At 60.4% G+C, this 16287-nt stretch carries 11 protein-coding genes; 8 read left to right on the top strand and 3 right to left on the bottom strand.

Annotation, left to right across the window (positions count from 1 at the left end):
- Positions 1 to 492 precede the first annotated feature (492 nt).
- On the top strand, positions 493 to 1845 hold the full coding sequence (locus HL653_RS11365) for a carboxylesterase/lipase family protein (protein ID WP_253718037.1): 1353 nt from the start codon (positions 493 to 495) through the stop codon (positions 1843 to 1845).
- A 270-nt stretch (positions 1846 to 2115) separates the two neighbouring features.
- Here HL653_RS11365 and HL653_RS11360 read toward each other — a convergent pair whose 3' ends face one another.
- Positions 2116 to 2790, bottom strand: a complete 675-nt coding sequence (locus HL653_RS11360) for a GntR family transcriptional regulator (RefSeq protein WP_171746918.1) — start codon at positions 2788 to 2790, stop codon at positions 2116 to 2118.
- A gap of 400 nt (positions 2791 to 3190) precedes the next feature.
- Here HL653_RS11360 and HL653_RS11355 point away from each other — a divergent pair, with 400 nt between their 5' ends.
- The 4 genes from HL653_RS11355 to HL653_RS11340 all read left to right on the top strand — a co-directional run bounded on the left by HL653_RS11355 (position 3191) and on the right by HL653_RS11340 (position 9328).
- The gene (locus tag HL653_RS11355; RefSeq protein WP_171744617.1) at positions 3191 to 3853 is read left to right on the top strand and encodes a GntR family transcriptional regulator; all 663 of its coding nucleotides are present in this window, start codon (positions 3191 to 3193) and stop codon (positions 3851 to 3853) included.
- A gap of 214 nt (positions 3854 to 4067) precedes the next feature.
- On the top strand, positions 4068 to 6752 hold the full coding sequence (locus HL653_RS11350) for a TonB-dependent receptor (protein WP_171744616.1): 2685 nt from the start codon (positions 4068 to 4070) through the stop codon (positions 6750 to 6752).
- Positions 6753 to 6834: 82 nt separating this feature from the next.
- Positions 6835 to 7974 (top strand): mandelate racemase/muconate lactonizing enzyme family protein, encoded by a 1140-nt coding sequence (locus HL653_RS11345; protein ID WP_216599977.1) that lies wholly within the window; start codon positions 6835 to 6837, stop codon positions 7972 to 7974.
- Between the two features lie 40 nt (positions 7975 to 8014).
- Positions 8015 to 9328: an MFS transporter gene (locus HL653_RS11340; protein ID WP_171744614.1), complete on the top strand. Its 1314-nt coding sequence runs from the start codon at positions 8015 to 8017 to the stop codon at positions 9326 to 9328.
- 225 nt (positions 9329 to 9553) lie between these two features.
- Here HL653_RS11340 and HL653_RS11335 read toward each other — a convergent pair whose 3' ends face one another.
- Positions 9554 to 10969, bottom strand: a complete 1416-nt coding sequence (locus HL653_RS11335) for a neutral/alkaline non-lysosomal ceramidase N-terminal domain-containing protein (protein WP_171744613.1) — start codon at positions 10967 to 10969, stop codon at positions 9554 to 9556.
- 161 nt (positions 10970 to 11130) lie between these two features.
- Complete coding sequence (locus tag HL653_RS11330) at positions 11131 to 12300, bottom strand: hypothetical protein (protein WP_171744612.1); 1170 nt, start codon at positions 12298 to 12300, stop codon at positions 11131 to 11133.
- A gap of 398 nt (positions 12301 to 12698) precedes the next feature.
- On the opposite strand from HL653_RS11330, the gene HL653_RS11325 reads away from it, so the two are divergent.
- The 3 genes from HL653_RS11325 to HL653_RS11315 all read left to right on the top strand — a co-directional run bounded on the left by HL653_RS11325 (position 12699) and on the right by HL653_RS11315 (position 16273).
- A complete protein-coding gene (locus tag HL653_RS11325; protein WP_171744611.1) occupies positions 12699 to 13745 on the top strand; it encodes an NAD(P)-dependent alcohol dehydrogenase in 1047 nt (348 codons plus the stop codon).
- A gap of 536 nt (positions 13746 to 14281) precedes the next feature.
- Complete coding sequence (locus HL653_RS11320; protein ID WP_171744610.1) at positions 14282 to 15505, top strand: arabinose transporter; 1224 nt, start codon at positions 14282 to 14284, stop codon at positions 15503 to 15505.
- A 3-nt stretch (positions 15506 to 15508) separates the two neighbouring features.
- Positions 15509 to 16273, top strand: coding sequence for an SDR family oxidoreductase (locus tag HL653_RS11315; RefSeq protein ID WP_171744609.1), 765 nt, complete (start codon positions 15509 to 15511; stop codon positions 16271 to 16273).
- Positions 16274 to 16287: the final 14 nt, after the last annotated feature.

Here is a 16287-nt window from a genome sequence, read left to right as displayed (position 1 = left end):
TCCTATCGAATGGCAAGTCGGACAAACCGACAATACTGGAAGAGAGGATCGGGCATGATCGCTGCCGGCACCGCTGTCCTACGGCCATTCTTGGCCTATCTGTTGACAGCATGAGAGCCGCCTCGCTTTCGAGCCCTGTCAGCAGGGATCGGCGCGCGACCATGCGAGCGCCTAGTCGCCCCCCCTTCTACACCATGGGCGAGGGCCAGTTGAGGAAGGTCGGCTTCTCGCCGTGGGCGATACACACGGCCTCGATCGTCATTTTCGGCATGGTGCGGGGATGCGCCTTCCGTGAGTGAAGGTCCGCATCTTCTCGGACTAGGCTGGTGGCTTGGAGCGGTGTCGGCCTACTGGTCATCGCAACGTTGATCATCGGTTATTGCAATATGGTCGCGCGCCGAAGGATCTGCCGCCTCGCCCCCCCCACCCTTCCCACCAAGGAAGACTGGCATGAGAAACGCATTTTCTGTTTCGATCCTTTGCCTCGTCGCAATGGGCTTTTGTGTTGCCGCCACGGATGCCCCGCAGGTCCGCATCGAGACCGGGGTGCTAAGTGGCGCCACCGTGGACGGAGTGAACATGTTCAAAGGCATTCCGTTTGCCGCCCCACCCGTTGCATCCCTGCGTTGGCGGGCGCCCGAACCGCCCGCGTCATGGACCGGAGTTCGCGCTGCGACCGGCTACGGCAATGACTGCATGCAGATCCCCGTCCCGAGCGACGCCGCTCCGCTGGGCATGCCACCCGCCGAGGATTGCCTTTACGCAAATGTGTGGCGGCCGGCGGGATCGGACGGAAAGCTGCCTGTCATGATCTGGATCTACGGCGGAGGCTTCGTCAACGGCGGAGCCTCGCCGCCGACTTATTCGGGTGCAGAGCTGGCCAAGCAAGGAATCGTCGTCGTCAGCTTCAATTACCGGATCGGTCGGTTCGGCTTTTTCGCGCACCCCGCCCTGACGCGGGAAAATGATGATGACGGGCTGCTGGCGAACTATGGCTATATGGATCAGCTCGCCGCGCTGAAATGGGTCAAGCGGAACATCGCATCATTCGGCGGAGATCCCGCCAACGTTACGATCGTCGGCGAGAGCGCGGGAGGCATGTCCATCCACGCGCTCGCCACTTCCCCGATAGCGCAAGGGCTGTTCCAGCGGATGGTGATACTGTCCGGGCCTTCCGGTCGGCCCGCGGACGCGACCCTGAACGCTGCAGAGACCGCGGGCGCTACATTCGCCGAAGCAAACGGCATCGCACGCGATGCGCCCGACGCAGTGTCGAGACTGCGCGCGCTGCCGGCCGATCGCGTCATGAACGGCCTCAATATGAGCACGATGAGCGCGCCCGGTCCTCGCCCATTCTTGGGGCCGGTCATCGACGGTCGCCTGGCCGTCGACAATCTCAAGGCCTATCGTGAGGGCCACTTCAGGCATATTCCGGCGATGATCGGCGCGACCAGCGACGATATGGGCGGCCCGAAGGGACGGATGGTCACCGGAACACGCGAGGCCGTCACCACGCTCGCCGGCCAAGGCGTACCGGTCTATTATTATCGTTTTTCTTACGTCGCCGGATCCGCCCGAACGCCTGAGACGAAAGGCGCCAGACACGCAACCGATATCCCCTTCTTCTTCGATACCGCCGCAGTCAAATATGGCGGGGAAACGACAGCGACGGACCGCGCAGCGGCCAAGGTCGCGAGTCGGTATATGGTCAACTTCGTCCGCACGGGTGATCCAAACGGTTCTGGTCTGCCGATCTGGCAGCCCTATTCCCGCGATCGCAAACACATGCTGGACCTGAATGCCGAAGGCAGCGCGACGCTTCTGGTCGAAGACGACGACAGCTGACGCGACCGCCTCGCTTTGCCGGCTGACAGTCCTCTCCGGAAAGCGGCGGCAGGCGGGACAACCAGCGCGAAAATCCTGCCGATCAGGTCAGGGTCTGGCTTCACGATCGTATCCTGAGTGCAAGCGCATTTCTCTTGGTAAGACCTGCTGGATACAGGTGCGGTCCGACGATCGGACCGACATATATCGGGGACCATATATCGGGGACGCGACGTTCGCTTGCCGTTTACAGGCTCGCCCCGTCTGCGTGCAGACTAACGGCATCCGGCCCTATGGCATTCCCATGCTCTTCGTTTTGCCGGCATGGCGGGACAACTGCTGACGGAAGTCAAGAAGCGTCTGGTTGATATGAGCATGCATCAGGTCTGCGGTCTTGACCTGATCGCGCGCGAGCCAGGCTTGCAGCAGCGAATGGTGTTCTTCATTCGCCCGCCCGTCTCGGCGGAGGGGCTCGAGATGCTTGCGCATATAGACCTCGGACAAAACGTGGAGCCTCTCGAGAATGCTGATCCTGATCGACTGTCGGCTCGGGCGGATGAGGGCAAGATGAAACGAGCGATTGAAGGCGCTAACCCCGACGCCCATCTCAGTCGTTTGATTAAGCGCATCGCAGGTTGCGATCGCAAGCCGCTGCTCACCGTCAGTCGCTCTCAAAGCAGCAATTCCCACAACATCTGGCTCGAGGGCGAGGCGTGCCTCATAAGCCTCTTCCACCTCCTCGGCATTCAACGTTCGGACGAAAAACCCGCGATTGGTTTCTGAACGGACCAGACCTTCCTGTTCAAGGCGGCCGAGCGCTTCGCGTAGGGGAATTTTGCTCACGCCTAGCTCAGCAGCGAGTGCGTCCTGGCGGATCGGCCCGTCACCAGCCACGCTTCCAGACAGAATGCGATCGCGAACGAGCTCGACAATTTGGCTGGAAAGGTTCCTGATAACGAGCGCCATCACAAACACTTTGCCTGCCTGTCTAGCGACATCCACCTCGGACACCACAGAGGTCCGGGTCTTTAGTATACGTTATACGATATGTGCAACAAGACAGTGTGGCGTAGGCCTTCACTATTCCTGGCGTGGGGCGGGAATCGTCAGGCAAAGTCCGGCCCTTATATGCTCAGATATGTTGCGACCATCACAGAGGCAGCACCCGAATCATCCAGGCGTTTTGAGCATATTCCTTGGACACGGCGCGCGGGTGTCAACAGGGATCATCGCCGGAGATATGCCCGAGCCTTCGTGTATGGCGAAATGGATTGTCCAGGACCAACATCGATACCTATGACGGGATGGGGATCGACGCGCAACGATCTCCCCATCCCGCGGACAGCAAATTCACTAGGGTACACACGTGCAGGCAAGCCTCTCTGAACAAGCCTATGATAAGCTGGAGATGCTGATCGTCACATCCGACCTAGCCCCTGGCGAACGAACAAAACTGAGTGAATTGGAGGAAGTATCCGGTTTTCGGCGAACTCCGGTTCACGACGCGGTCAAGCGTTTGGCCGTCGCTCGACTCATACAGGTTTTGCCGCGCGCAGGTCTGCGGATCGCACCGCTCGACCTTGAGGAAGAGCGCCTCCTCCTTCCGGTTCGCATCGAGATGGAGGCGCTCGCGGCCAAGCTCGCTGCGCAACGCGCCGACACCGGTTGCCGCGAGGCGTTGGCGCAGACTGCTGCAATGCTTGCACAAGGCTCAGGCACCATGTCGCTTGCCGAATTCAATGTGGTCGATCGAGATATTAACGCGCTGGTACTCAAGGCGTCCGACGAGCCGCTGCTGGGAAACACGCTCATGCCGCTGCAAACGTTATATCGCCGGTCCGGCTGGCTGTTTCATTCGCGCCTGGGATCACGCGAAAGCCTGGACGAAACGATCGCGATGCACCTGACGCTGGTGAACACTGTTCTCAACGGAGACCCCATCGAGGCTGAGCAAATCGTACGCTCGATGCTCTCCGAGGTTTACGGCGTACTCGCCAAGCTCTCCCCCCGCCCCAGGGCGGCTCGCTAGGCTGCGGGCTTCGCCAAGCCCCTCGGGACCAGCCGCGCCCGCCCCCATCTGAAATTTCTGTTGCAGCCCATTTTGCATTCCTCTAATGGGACGGCAGAGGACGGCGAACAACACTCGCGAGTCTTCAATCGTCAATATCTTGTCATTCCAAGTATAATGGAAGCAAGAATTCAAATTCCTGCAAGCAATTTGAATAAATCAAGGGGAGGTTAAATTGCACAAAGCATATTATCTATCTTCAATTAGCTTATTTGCTGCTGTCATTTCCAGTGCATCTTATGCCAGGACGGCGGATTCCCCGGCATTATCCGTTTCATCTTCGCAAAATGCCGACTCGCCGCAGACATCCGCTTCCAGCGATTCGAGCAGTGAAATTTCACAAGCCGCGGATATTGTCGTCACCGGCTCGCTGAGCGCCACGACCATCGAACGCGCGCCGATCTCGATCACGGCTGTGGACAACACCAAGATCCGCCAACAGAGCCCGCTGAGCGCGGCCGAACTGCTTAAGAACGTTCCAGGCGTGTTCGTGAACTCGGCGTTCGGCGAAGCTCGCGCGGTTGTCTATTCGCGCGGCGTATCCGCCAACTCACTCGATGCATCGGGTGGCTATTTTTACGTGTCACTTCAGGAAGATGGCCTTCCGGTCGAAGGAATGCTCGCCAGCAACTTCGGCCCTGATTATTTCACGCGAACAGACCTGTATCTTGACCGTCTCGAGGCGCTGCGCGGCGGCACGGCCGCGATCGTTGGCCCTAACGCCCCGGGCGGCGTGTTCAACTACAAGTCGCGCGACGGAGACCATCGACCGGGCACCGAGATATCTGCCAAGGTCGGCTTGGAAGGGGATGGCCGTAACCCATATTATCGTGCGGACGCCTATACCGGCGGCCGGATCGGAGGCACGAACCTCTCCTATGCCGTCGGCGGCTTCTATCGGCACAGCGACGGAGCTCGCGACGCCGGCTATGCATTCAATTATGGCGGCCAGATCCGTGGCAATCTCAAATGGGACTATGGCAACGGCACGCTGACGCTTTCGGGCAAATTCCTCGACGATCATATCAGCTTTCCCGAGTTCCTGCCCGCGTTCAACTATGCGGATCCGAAGATCGCGGCGCCCTTCAATAACTATTCGTCCGTCCTGCCTGCGCGCTCCAAACATGCCTACGCGAACGGCACCGGAGGGCAGGAATCCTACGATGCTGCAGACCTGGTCCATACTCGAGCCCAGTCGATCGGACTTTCCTGGACCCACGACATTAACGACGACTGGCACATCGCCAACAATGCGCGTTTCTCACACAACACGTCGGACTGGGCCACGGGCGCCAATACCTTTGCCGTCCCGCTCACGGACCCCACGGGTAACCGCTATCTCGGCGTGAACGGATTGAGCGGCGTGTTGACCTATCGCGATCGAGACTCGGGCGCGACGCTTGCGAGAGTGTCGACCAACGGATCCAGCTACAGCGTGCTGAGCAACAATCTGCCGAACCAGCAGATTCTCGCCAACGGCGTCATCAACGAGTCTGCATTCGCTCAGAAATATCGCGCCACCGAGTTTCAAGACCAGTTCACCCTGTCGGGGTCGATCGGAAACCACAAGGTGACGGTTGGTACCTACATCTTCCTCGGGCGCCTCAACCGGCAGGTTCTCGATGGCGGCGTGGGTTTCGCGCAACTGACGAACAAGCCACAGATGCTCGACGTGACGCTGACCACGCCCGGCGGCACGGTCTACCAGGTCACCGACCCGTCCGGCTTCGGCAATCATCTCGGCCTGAATTTCGGCCAGGGCTTCCGCGGCACCCAGAACAACTTCGCAGGCTTCGCGGGCGATACCTGGCAGGTGACCGACAAGCTCAGCATCGACGTGGGCGTCCGTGGCGAACTCCTTGATTATGACGTCACCAACACAGTAGCCCGCCCTTACACCGGCAACCGGCTGACCGATGGTGGCGTGGACGGCAATCCACTCACGCTCTACGATAACGCGACGTACAGCTATTTCCCGGTCCGGGCAAAACGCAACTTCGGCTATGTCAACTTCTCTGCGGCGGCCACCTATCAATGGACGAATGAGTTCCAGACCTACGTCCGCTACACGGATGGCAAGAAGGCGCCAGACTTCCGCCTGATCTCCAACATAAACACCATTGCGGCCGTGAACACCGTGTTTCCCGTCTCGCAGCGCATCCAGCAGGCCGAGATCGGGATCAAGTATCAGCGGCGCGGCCTCAGCCTCCAAGCCTATCCGTTCTACAGCAAACTGACAAAGGTGTTCGACGTCACGCTGCTGACCGATGAGAACAATATCCAGTATACGCCGCCGCCGGTTTATGGGCAGATCGAGACGTATGGCGTCGAGTTCCAAGGCAATGTCGATCTGACACGACAGCTGAATCTCTATGCCGCGGTCACGTTGCAGAACCCCAAGGCATCGGGTTTTGGTGCCTATAGCGCCGGCCCAACAGCATCGCGGTTTGACGATGTTCTGACGATGACGCCCAAAGGCGACGCGGACAACAATCCAAAGATCATCGTTCGTTCGACAGCGACCTACACGCCAAAGGAAGGTCTATCGCTCTTCGCCACATACAGCTACCTTGGCAAGCGCGCGGCCAATCGTAACAATGCCTTTTATCTGCCGGGCTTCAGCACGGTCGATGCTGGCATTTCGTACGATGTGACATCTCGGTTCAACATTCAGTTCAATGTGAACAATGTCTTCAACAACTATGGCATCCTGTCGTGGGCGAAGGGGGGCGGCTTTACAGAGGCGCTCAATCGCCAGAACCTCACCAAGGCGGACGTTGCCGCCAATCCGAACCAGCTGATCGCCGTTATTCCGTCGCCTCCTCGGGCCTTCTTCCTGACGGGTAGCTACAAGTTCTGATCGAATGAACGAGGGGGCGATCGAGCATATCGACGCCCCCTCAGCATATTAAGCGGAAGGAGCTTTCGTGAAAATAACGGGCTTGAAGACGTTTCCCGTCAAGGTCGGTATCCGCAATCAGCTGCTGCTGAAAATAGAGACCGATCAGGGCGTCTTCGGCTGGGGCGAGAGCGGCCTGTCAGGGCGTGAACTGGCGGTCAGCGCGACCCTCCGTCATTTCGAGCAATTCCTGGTCGGGCAGGATCCGTTCCGGATCGGCAGGATCTGGCAGGAGCTTTATCGCAGCCAATATTATGAGGGCGGGCGGGTTCTTCAGGCCGCTGTGGCCGCCGTCGACATTGCGCTCTACGATCTCAAGGGCAAGGCTCTGGGACTTCCGGTATACGAACTCCTGGGCGGCAGGCAGCGAGACGTCGTCCCGACTTTCGCCAGCACGTCTGCCGCACCTGGCGAAGCGATGATCGAGCAGGCCCGCATGCTTGTGGAGCATGGCTGGACGGCACTTCGCCTCTCACCGTCGGGCGCCGAAGAGAAATCCGTCTATGAACCGCGCGAACATATCGCCGAGACCGCGCGCTGGTGCGTGGCCGCGCGCGAAGCACTGGGTCCCGATGTCGTTCTGGGCATCGATTACCATCACCGGCTGACGGTCGCCGAAGCGGCCAGCTTTTGTCAGAAAATGTCCTCAGGCACGCTGGACTTCCTCGAAGAGCCGATCCGTGCCGAGACACCCTCAGCCTATGCGGCGCTGCGCCGGCTGACCGACATTCCCTTTGCAATCGGTGAGGAATTTACCTCGAAATGGGACGCCGTGCCGTTCGTCGAGCAGGATATCCACCAGTTCAACCGGGTCGACGTATGCCTCGCGGGGGGGCTGACCGAGGCCATGAAGATCGCCGGTTGGAGTGAAGCGCATTATGTCGACATGATGCCGCACAATCCGCTCGGCCCGATCTGTACCGCGGCATCGATACATTTCGCGGCGGCGGTCCCAAATTTCGCTTGGCTCGAAACCCGTGCCAGCCCCGCCGAAACCCATCTGGGCTTCGATGACGACGCCATCTTCCCGATCCAACCGAAGCTGGACGGCGCGATCTACCGAGTGCCGGACGGACCCGGGCTCGGTGTCGAGGTGAACGAGGATCTGGTCGAGCGTGCCGAATTCCGTTTCTGGGAAGCGCCGCATCTCCAGCGACGCGACGGATCGGTGACCAATTGGTGATGCCATGCGCCCCCGAAAAACTGACTGCGGAGACGGCGGGATGGCAACCGGAACGGTGCACGGCATGACGGCAACGCGACGGCGCTTCGGCGTGATGGGACTGCTGTTCGTGACGGTCCTCGTCAATTACCTCGACCGGACCAACATCTCGATCGCAGCCCCGCGGATGCGGGATGATTTTCATCTCACCCCGCACATGATGGGGTGGATCTTCAGTTCATGGGGTTGGGCGTATGCGGTCTGCCAAATTGCGGGCGGATGGCTGGCTGACAAGGTGCGGCCGCGGCTTCTGGCGGCAGTGCTGATCTTTACCTGGTCTTGTGCAACCTTGTGTCTTGGACTGACGACCAGTTTCGCGGCGCTGATCGTGCTGCGCTTCCTGGTCGGAGCGCTGGAAGCGCCAAGCTATCCGATCAACAGTCGCGTCGTGACGACATGGTTCCCCGAACGGGAAAAAGGCGCCGCCGTCGGCATCTTCGGCTCAGCGCAATTCGTCGGCATCGCGTTCCTCAATCCCCTGCTCACATGGATGCTTGTCCGGTTCGGATGGCAGTCGGTGTTCCTGTTTACCGGCATGCTCGGCATGGCATGGGCGGTTGCTTGGTTCCTGCTGTATCGCGAGCCTCGCGACGCCCCTCGGATCAACCAGGCCGAACTCGACCTGATCCGCAACGGCGGCGGCATTCCGGATCTCTCAGAGCAACTTGAGCGGGTGGACGGCGACAGGCTCGGCTTCCGATGGCGCCATCTCGGCTTCCTGCTCTCTCGCAGGAAGTTGTGGGGCCTTTACCTCGGGCAAATCGGCCTCGGCGGTACGACGATGTTCTTCTTGACCTGGTTTCCGACCTATCTGGTCGACTATCGCGGCATGAGCTTCATCAACGCCGGGTTCGCGGCATCCGTCCCGTTCCTGTGCGGTTTCGTCGGAGTCCTTTGTGGCGGCTTTTTTTCGGACTTCCTGCTGCGCCGCGGCTTCAGCATAGGCGTTGCGCGAAAAACTCCGATCGTCGGCGGCATGATCCTTTCGACGACCATCATTGGTGCCAATTTCGTCGAAGATTCCCGCTTGGTCATTCTGTTCATGGCAATCGCCTTCTTCGGCACGGGCTTTGCCTCGATTGTCTGGTCACTGGTATCCGCGCTCGCGCCCAAACGCCTGCTTGGTCTTACAGGAGGCGTCTTCAACACGGCCGGCGGTATCGCGGGCATCCTGGTACCGCTGTGCATCGGTTATCTGGCGGACGGGAAGAACTTTGCTCCCGCGCTCGTGTTCGTAACGTGCCTGACCGTCATGGGCGCGCTCTCATACGGGCTGCTCACCGGAAAAATCGAACGCATAGCCTATGATGGATAGCGTCATTTCACGGCGCCTTCCCCGGATCCGGGCAGAGAGGCCCCGGGCCGCTTTTCGCTCCAAAAGGCGGACGGTCCGCGGCCGCTAGTCCACACCAGGAAAGCGAACCGCGCCATCGTTTCTTGTCGGCCCGACAAGAAACGTAGATGCAGGATCGCCCAAGCAGAACATGGTCCATCATTTCCGTCCCACCTTCCGTAAAGGCAGCAACGAGCCCGACAATCATCAGTGGGAAAGCTGGCCGATCATGTCGAGACTGGCATTAACGATCGCATCCTCGGCGCAGCCCGGTTTCAGGCGTGACGAGATAACTTGGAACGTCAGCCGCGCGCTTGCCTCGTTCGAGTAAATATAGCCCGAGTTGGCGGCACCGTTGGCAAGCGTCGTCATCATCAGCTTCCCTACAGGCGCTTCGCGCTTCAGCCGTGCGGCAATGTCGCCATAGACCTCGCCGTTGACCGTCCCGATATAGATATCGCCTATCCTGAGCATCCCGACTTTCAAGTTCACCGGCGCACCGTCGGCATAAGGTGGCAATGCCCCCTCCCGGATCGGATCTTCGCGATCGAGCCGGTCCCGGCCTGGACACTGGACCGCTCGGCCTGCCCCCTTTATTTCCACCGTGTCCGCCAGCCGCCCCTGATCGATCATCGCCTGGATCGCGCTTTCGCCGATGATCGTTCCCATCGCCTGCACGACTTGCTCGACGTTTTCGACGGCCGCGTCGTAGGCAGGCCTCTCTTCGGTGGAAACCGGTATCTTCATCTGCGCATCGTCGCGCGCCACGGGATTGCGTTCGTTGGTGGCACGCTGCCACGGCTGAGGCCCGGTAATGGCTCGATCTCTTGCCGCCGGCGAATGGGTGCGCACGTAGATCAATTGCCGCTCAGGCCGCTGGAGACGCGGATTTTGGTCGCCGGACGCCCCTTGCGCGAAGATCGCGACGGTCTGGGGTGCGTAATGCTGCTCGATATAGCGGGAGGCCTCCCCGGCAAAATCAGCGCTGATGACACCCGAATGATAGAAATTCACCGGGTGCATCGCATAGTTCATATAGACTGCTATCGGATTACTGCGTTCGTCGAGAACATTTACGACAGCCAGCGTCTTGTCAGAACGACCATCAATGTTCGGTGCCTGGGTCCATCGGCCATCGATGAAATCGTCGCGGTTCACGTTCAGATACACGTTGGTCGTCGCATAGCCGATGCGAGCCGGACGCAAGGCAGTCTGCGCGGATTGCACGGCCGCGACGATCGCATTCTCGACGACTTTCGGACCTGGCTCACCGGCCCCAAGCCCCCCTGTCGAACCGCTGTGCGTATGCGTGGCTGAGATCACGAAATTCTCGGCGGGGCAGCCGGTAACGTGCATCGCGCGCTCAATTGCGGGTTTGACAACGGGATCGCGCAGACCTCCTTGATCCACGCCCACGATGACGGCACATCGCCCCATATCCTCCAGGACAATCGCCCTGGCATAAAGGCGGTCAACGATCCGGTCGCCCTTGGCCAGAGACTGTTCTGGCGGGGTGATCTCAATTCGCCCTGCCCCTGCCCTCAGGCCGCCTGCGTGCGCGGCAATGGGAGCGGCCAGCGTCGTGGCAGCCGATACCATAAAGCCGATGCTCAGCACCTTCATCCTCACCCTCCCGATCGGAATCTTCGCTCCTACGGCATAGGGACAGATCAAAAATTGACAGCACTGTCAATGCATCGAACAATGCCCGTTCCGGCGCATGTGCGCATCACGCTGGCAACGTCGGCGCCGTCCGGCCGGATGCGGGCGGCAGATGATGGCGATCATCCGGCCCCGGCCGTGCTTGCCGACCGCCCAGGAGCGCTGGCGCGCACGTCACGGGCTATTCGCGGCAAGCTGAAGGGAAGCGCAGTCACGCAGCACAGGAATGCCGCGGCAGCCAGAAACTGGTGTGATGCATGATCGAGGATGAACCCGCCAAACGGTGCTCCGAAGGCATAGCCGATCCGCTCGGCGCTGCTGCACAAAGTCGCGGCCTGCCCGGTCCGATCCAGTTCAGCCGATGCAGCCGGGATCCAGCAGCAGGCGGTCGAGGCGAATATCCAGTTTATCACGACCGCGATTGCATAGACCGAGGGCGTCTGCGCCAGGCAGATCAGGGCAGCCCCACCTCCTGCCCCGACTACCGCCACCGCCAGCACGGCGATAGTGTTCAGCCTGCCGGCAGCAAGGGACGCAGCGACAAGCGCCGCCACTCCTGACAGCAGACCGATATTGTCGATCAAGGCAATCTTCACCTCGCTCATGCGGATCAGTTCAGCGAAGTGGTGCGAAAAGGACCAGGCCATGCCGACAGCGAGCGACATGCCCAGCGCTATCGCCATCAGCCCAAATACCGGGAAGCGGAGTTGTCGTCGCTCTTCGACGAAATCCTCCAAATGAGCGGCCTCACCTGCCGACCGCGGCAGCATGAACAGGCAAGGCGAAAGCACCACGATGAAGGCGCAATAGGCCAAGAAGACGCCGGCATCCCCAAACCAGGTGCCGAAGAAGGGAATTGTCGCGATCAGACTGACGATGATCAGCGTGCTGAGAGCACTGGCCAGGAGGAACATGCGATCCGGATTGTCACTCGCAGCGGCCGTGCAAACATAAGCGCGCCCGAGCAGCGCTTGGGAAGCGCCAAGAAAAGCGGCCTCCGTCCAGATGGCATAATGATCGCCCCCGACCGTGGCGAGAATGAGATTGGCACAAAGACAGCCCAACGCCCCTGCAAGCCCGGCAGACCGCAACCAGCGCGCCCCAAGGAGGCGCGACGCGATCATCATGACAAGAGCGAAGGACAGGATTTCGAAGAACCCGAACATTCCTGCAGCCGACGCGCCAAGACCATCCCTGCGCATCAGCGCCGTTATCTGAAAAGGCATGGCGCCGGAGCCGACATAGGCCAGCGCCGACGCCACGCTTGCCGCCATCAGTCTTTTGACCAGCATCGCTTGCTCATGATCTTCTTTCACCCCTTGCGCGGCGATCGCACACGCATGCCCACCTTGCCGAGGCAGGTGCGCGCCCAAGAAAGGAGACCACGTGGCAGCACCACGCTGACCCCGTATCCAGGTTCACATCGAAACATCGCTGTCCGACCAGGTGGAGTGATGACATCAACATTGCCTAAAATATCAATGTCATATCGCATAGCTTCCCATCACCCGGCGTAAATAGCGGGCTCGAACCTTTCTTCGCGTCAGCGCGATGAGCGCGGCTCACTGCGTCGTTGAGCAATGCACACTTGCGCAGCGCCGCCACGATCACGAAACCAGACGTTGGAGACTGGTACAGATATCGGAAAGTCGCCGGCTCTGATGTGCGACAATTCAGAACGGAAAGACATATGCAGACCATCGGTTATGCCGCTCACGCCGAGAAGGCCGATCTGGCCCCGCTCTCGTTCGAGCGTCGCGAGCTTCGAGCGAACGACGTCGCGATGGAGATTCTGTTCTGCGGTGTCTGCCATAGCGATCTCCATCAAGCGCGCAACGACTGGGGCGGCGCGGTCTATCCGCTGGTCCCAGGGCACGAAATCATTGGTCGCATCACGGCCATCGGGTCCGACGTCACCCGGCACAAGGTCGGCGACTATGGTGCCGTCGGATGCGTGGTCGACAGTTGCATGGAGTGCGACCAGTGCGCACGCGGCGAAGAAATCTTCTGCCGCCACGACGTGACCCAGACCTACAATAGCCCCGATCGCGTCACCCAGGAGAATAGCAAGGGCGGCTATTCCAAACATATCGTCGTGCGAGATCATTTCGTTCTGCATGTGCCGGAGACGCTCGATGTGGCGAAGGCCGCCCCTCTGCTCTGTGCCGGTCTGACATCCTATGTTCCGCTCCGCATGTGGCAGGTAGGGCCCGGCAGCCGCGTCGGCGTAATCGGTCTCGGCGGGTTAGGTCACATGGCGGTAAAGCTCGCCAAGGCGATGAAAGCCGAAGTGACAGTCATCAGCCGCACGGACTCCAAGAAACAGGATGCCCTGACATTGGGAGCCGATACCCTGCTGGTCTCGTCGGACGAGGCAGCCATGGCTTCGGCTGCCTCCAGTTTTGATCTCATCATCGATACCGTGCCGGTCAAGCACGATATTAATCCCTATATTGCGCTTCTCGACGTCGAAGGCGTGCTCAACATCGTCGGTCAGATCGGACCATTGCCCGAAGTCATGACCCCGGGTCTTATCATGGGGCGCCGCAAGATTGCCGGCTCTCCCGTCGGTGGCATGGCCGAGACACAGGAAATGCTCGACTTCTGCGGCAAGCATAACATCCTGCCGGATGTCGAGATGATCCGCATGGATGAGATCAACACCGCATTTGATCGTATGGAACAGGCCGACGTCCGGTATCGTTTCGTGATCGACATGGCCTCCTTGTCGATCTGAAAATCTGACAAAGCGAATTCATCGCCATTGCGCGGTCCGAGGCCGCCCCGGTGCAGGCAACAAACAGACGTGAAAGCATCGTTGCGTTGCAGGAACCGGCGGCGCGATCGACTCAGGTTTGAGGCCATTCCCATCTTACGCAGCCCCGACCTCCCCGCTTTGCTGCCCCGGTTCCATGAGGGCCTCATGGAGGCGATCCCAAAGGACCATTTCCGGCGCGCTGGAGGCGCAGGCAAAAAAAAGAGGCCACCGCAAGGTGACCTCAGAAGTTAGGAGAGGATGCCTGAAAGGCGAGCTCCTTATCGCACTGCAGCATGATCTGTTCAAGTGAAAATTTCAAATCACAGGATTTTTTAAACGTTATCGACGGAACGATAGCGCGTTTGCGGCGTCATAAACCCTGAAATCCCAATTATTGGACATATCAGGCAATCGGTACCCGAGATCCGCTCCCTTCCCCGAATTGCTGCACCGCAACAAATCCCACTGGCCTAGTGCCTTCGTCCTTTCGCGATCCTCGCCACGAGACCCCTCGCATGAGCGCTTTCCCGCACCACCCGCTGGCGATCGCCATCATGCCGATGGCATGCGTTGTCTTCCTCATTTTCGGCGTGATCGGGCTCGCCATGCCCGTCCTGCCGCTCCACATTCATGATCGGCTCGGCCTTCCATCATTCGTGATCGGGCTCGTTGCAGGTAGCCAGTTCCTAGCGTCCCTGGTCTCGCGGATCATGGCCGGACGGTTCGCCGATACACGGGGCGGGAAATCGGCAATCATCGTCGGATGTGTCGCGGCCGCTGCGTCCGGAATCGTTTATCTGTGCTCGGTCGACATCGACTGGCCTCCTATTGCCTCCGCCGCCATTCTGATCATGGGGCGGGGGCTGCTCGGCATCGGCGAAAGCTTCGTGATCACCGGGGCGCTCGCCTGGGGGCTCGCACTTGGCGGCTCGGACAATGCAGGCAAGGTCATCGCATGGATGGGGCTGCCCATGTATGCTGCCTTCGCGCTCGCCGCGCCGCTCGGCTCCGCGCTCTACGCCTCGTTCGGCTTCGCCGCCATTTCACTCACCACTGCAGCTGTTCCGCTGCTTGGCATTCTATGCGTGACGCCGTTTGCGCCCGTGGTCCCGAAACAGGCTCCTCGAGCCGGAATCCTGACGGTGATCGGCTATGTGCGCCTGCCTGGCATCGGTCTGTCGCTTGCCAGTCTGGGCTTCGGCGCTCTCACCATCTTCGCGGCCCTGCTCTTCGCACAGCACGGATGGACGTCAGGCTGGGCGGCTTTCACCGCGTTCAGCATCGCATTCATCCTGGCACGTTTGCTCTTTGGGCATCTTCCCGACCGCGTTGGAGGCGCCAAGGTTGCCCTGTTTTCTTCGCTCGTCGAAGCCGCCGGCCTTGCGCTGATCTGGCTCGCACAGACGCCGCCCGTGGCGATCGGCGGCTCGGCACTGGCCGGTTTCGGATATGCACTGGTTTTCCCGGCGCTGGGCGTCGAGGCCGTTCGTCGAACCCCTCCGGAAAGCCGCGCGGCGGCGATGGGGAGCTATACGGCATTTCTCGATTTGGCGCTCGGAACGGCCGGTCCGGTTTTCGGCTTCGTCGCCGATCACTCTGGTATCGGGCAGATTTACTTGCTGTCGGCCCTTCTCGTCTGCGGCTCCGCGCTGGTGGCCGTAAGACTGCGTGTAGAACGACTGGAAAGCCAAAACAGCCAGGCACGCGGAATGCAAGCCGACCAAATGCGGGACAACTGACCGATGGGACCAACGTTCGACTTCCGCGACAAGGTCGCATTCGTGAGCGGCGCCGGTACAGGGATCGGCCGGGCCACCGCGCTGGCCTTCGCGAACGCCGGTGCGATCGTCGTTGCCGTCGGTCGCACCAAGGCGGCCATCGACGAGACCGTCGCCCTGATCGGGCACGAAGGCGGTCGCGCCATCGCGCTTCCTGCCGATGTCGCCCGCGAGGGGGAGGTTCAGGCCGCGATCGCGACAACCATCCGGACCTTCGGCTCACTGGACTTTGCCTTCAACAATGCCGGTATCGAACAGCCCGGGGCGGCTGTCGCTGACCTCTCCTCCTCCGAATGGGAACGTCAGATCGGCGTCAACTTGACGGGTGTCTTCTACGCGATGAAGCATCAACTCGCGCAGATGGTGGGCCAGGGGCATGGTGCGATCGTGAATACCGCATCAGGTGCGGGTTTTCGCGGTGTCGCTGGCAAGGCCGCCTACTGCGCCGCCAAGTTTGGTGTGATCGGACTCACCAAGGCCGCAGCACTCGATTATGCCGCTCGCAACATCCGGATCAACGCCCTCAGCCCAGGGATTATCGAGACACCGATGATGACCCGCTTTACAGGCGGCACGAGCGATGGCCGGCAGGCTGCGGTTGCGCGACAGCCCAATGGTCGCTTGGGCCGGCCGGAAGAGATCGCAGCCCAGGTCCTGTGGCTCTGCTCCGACTGGTCCGCCTTCACGCTCGGCACGAATTTCGTCGTGGACGGAGGCCAAGCGATCTAACGTCACCGGCGGTT

Origin of the sequence: Sphingomonas sp. AP4-R1 (assembly GCF_013113735.1) — a bacterium.
GTDB lineage: Bacteria > Pseudomonadota > Alphaproteobacteria > Sphingomonadales > Sphingomonadaceae > Sphingomonas_I.
This window is presented reverse-complemented; position numbering and strand designations above follow the sequence as displayed.

Bases quoted from the DNA above. Each gene is read 5' to 3' on its own strand.
- HL653_RS11365 (WP_253718037.1), top strand. From the start codon at position 493: ATGGGCTTTTGTGTTGCCGCCACGGATGCCCCGCAGGTCCGCATCGAG.
- HL653_RS11360 (WP_171746918.1), bottom strand. From the start codon at position 2,790: ATGGCGCTCGTTATCAGGAACCTTTCCAGCCAAATTGTCGAGCTCGTT.
- HL653_RS11340 (WP_171744614.1), top strand. From the start codon at position 8,015: ATGGCAACCGGAACGGTGCACGGCATGACGGCAACGCGACGGCGCTTC.
- HL653_RS11335 (WP_171744613.1), bottom strand. From the start codon at position 10,969: ATGAAGGTGCTGAGCATCGGCTTTATGGTATCGGCTGCCACGACGCTG.
- HL653_RS11330 (WP_171744612.1), bottom strand. From the start codon at position 12,300: ATGCTGGTCAAAAGACTGATGGCGGCAAGCGTGGCGTCGGCGCTGGCC.
- HL653_RS11325 (WP_171744611.1), top strand. From the start codon at position 12,699: ATGCAGACCATCGGTTATGCCGCTCACGCCGAGAAGGCCGATCTGGCC.
- HL653_RS11320 (WP_171744610.1), top strand. From the start codon at position 14,282: ATGAGCGCTTTCCCGCACCACCCGCTGGCGATCGCCATCATGCCGATG.
- HL653_RS11315 (WP_171744609.1), top strand. From the start codon at position 15,509: ATGGGACCAACGTTCGACTTCCGCGACAAGGTCGCATTCGTGAGCGGC.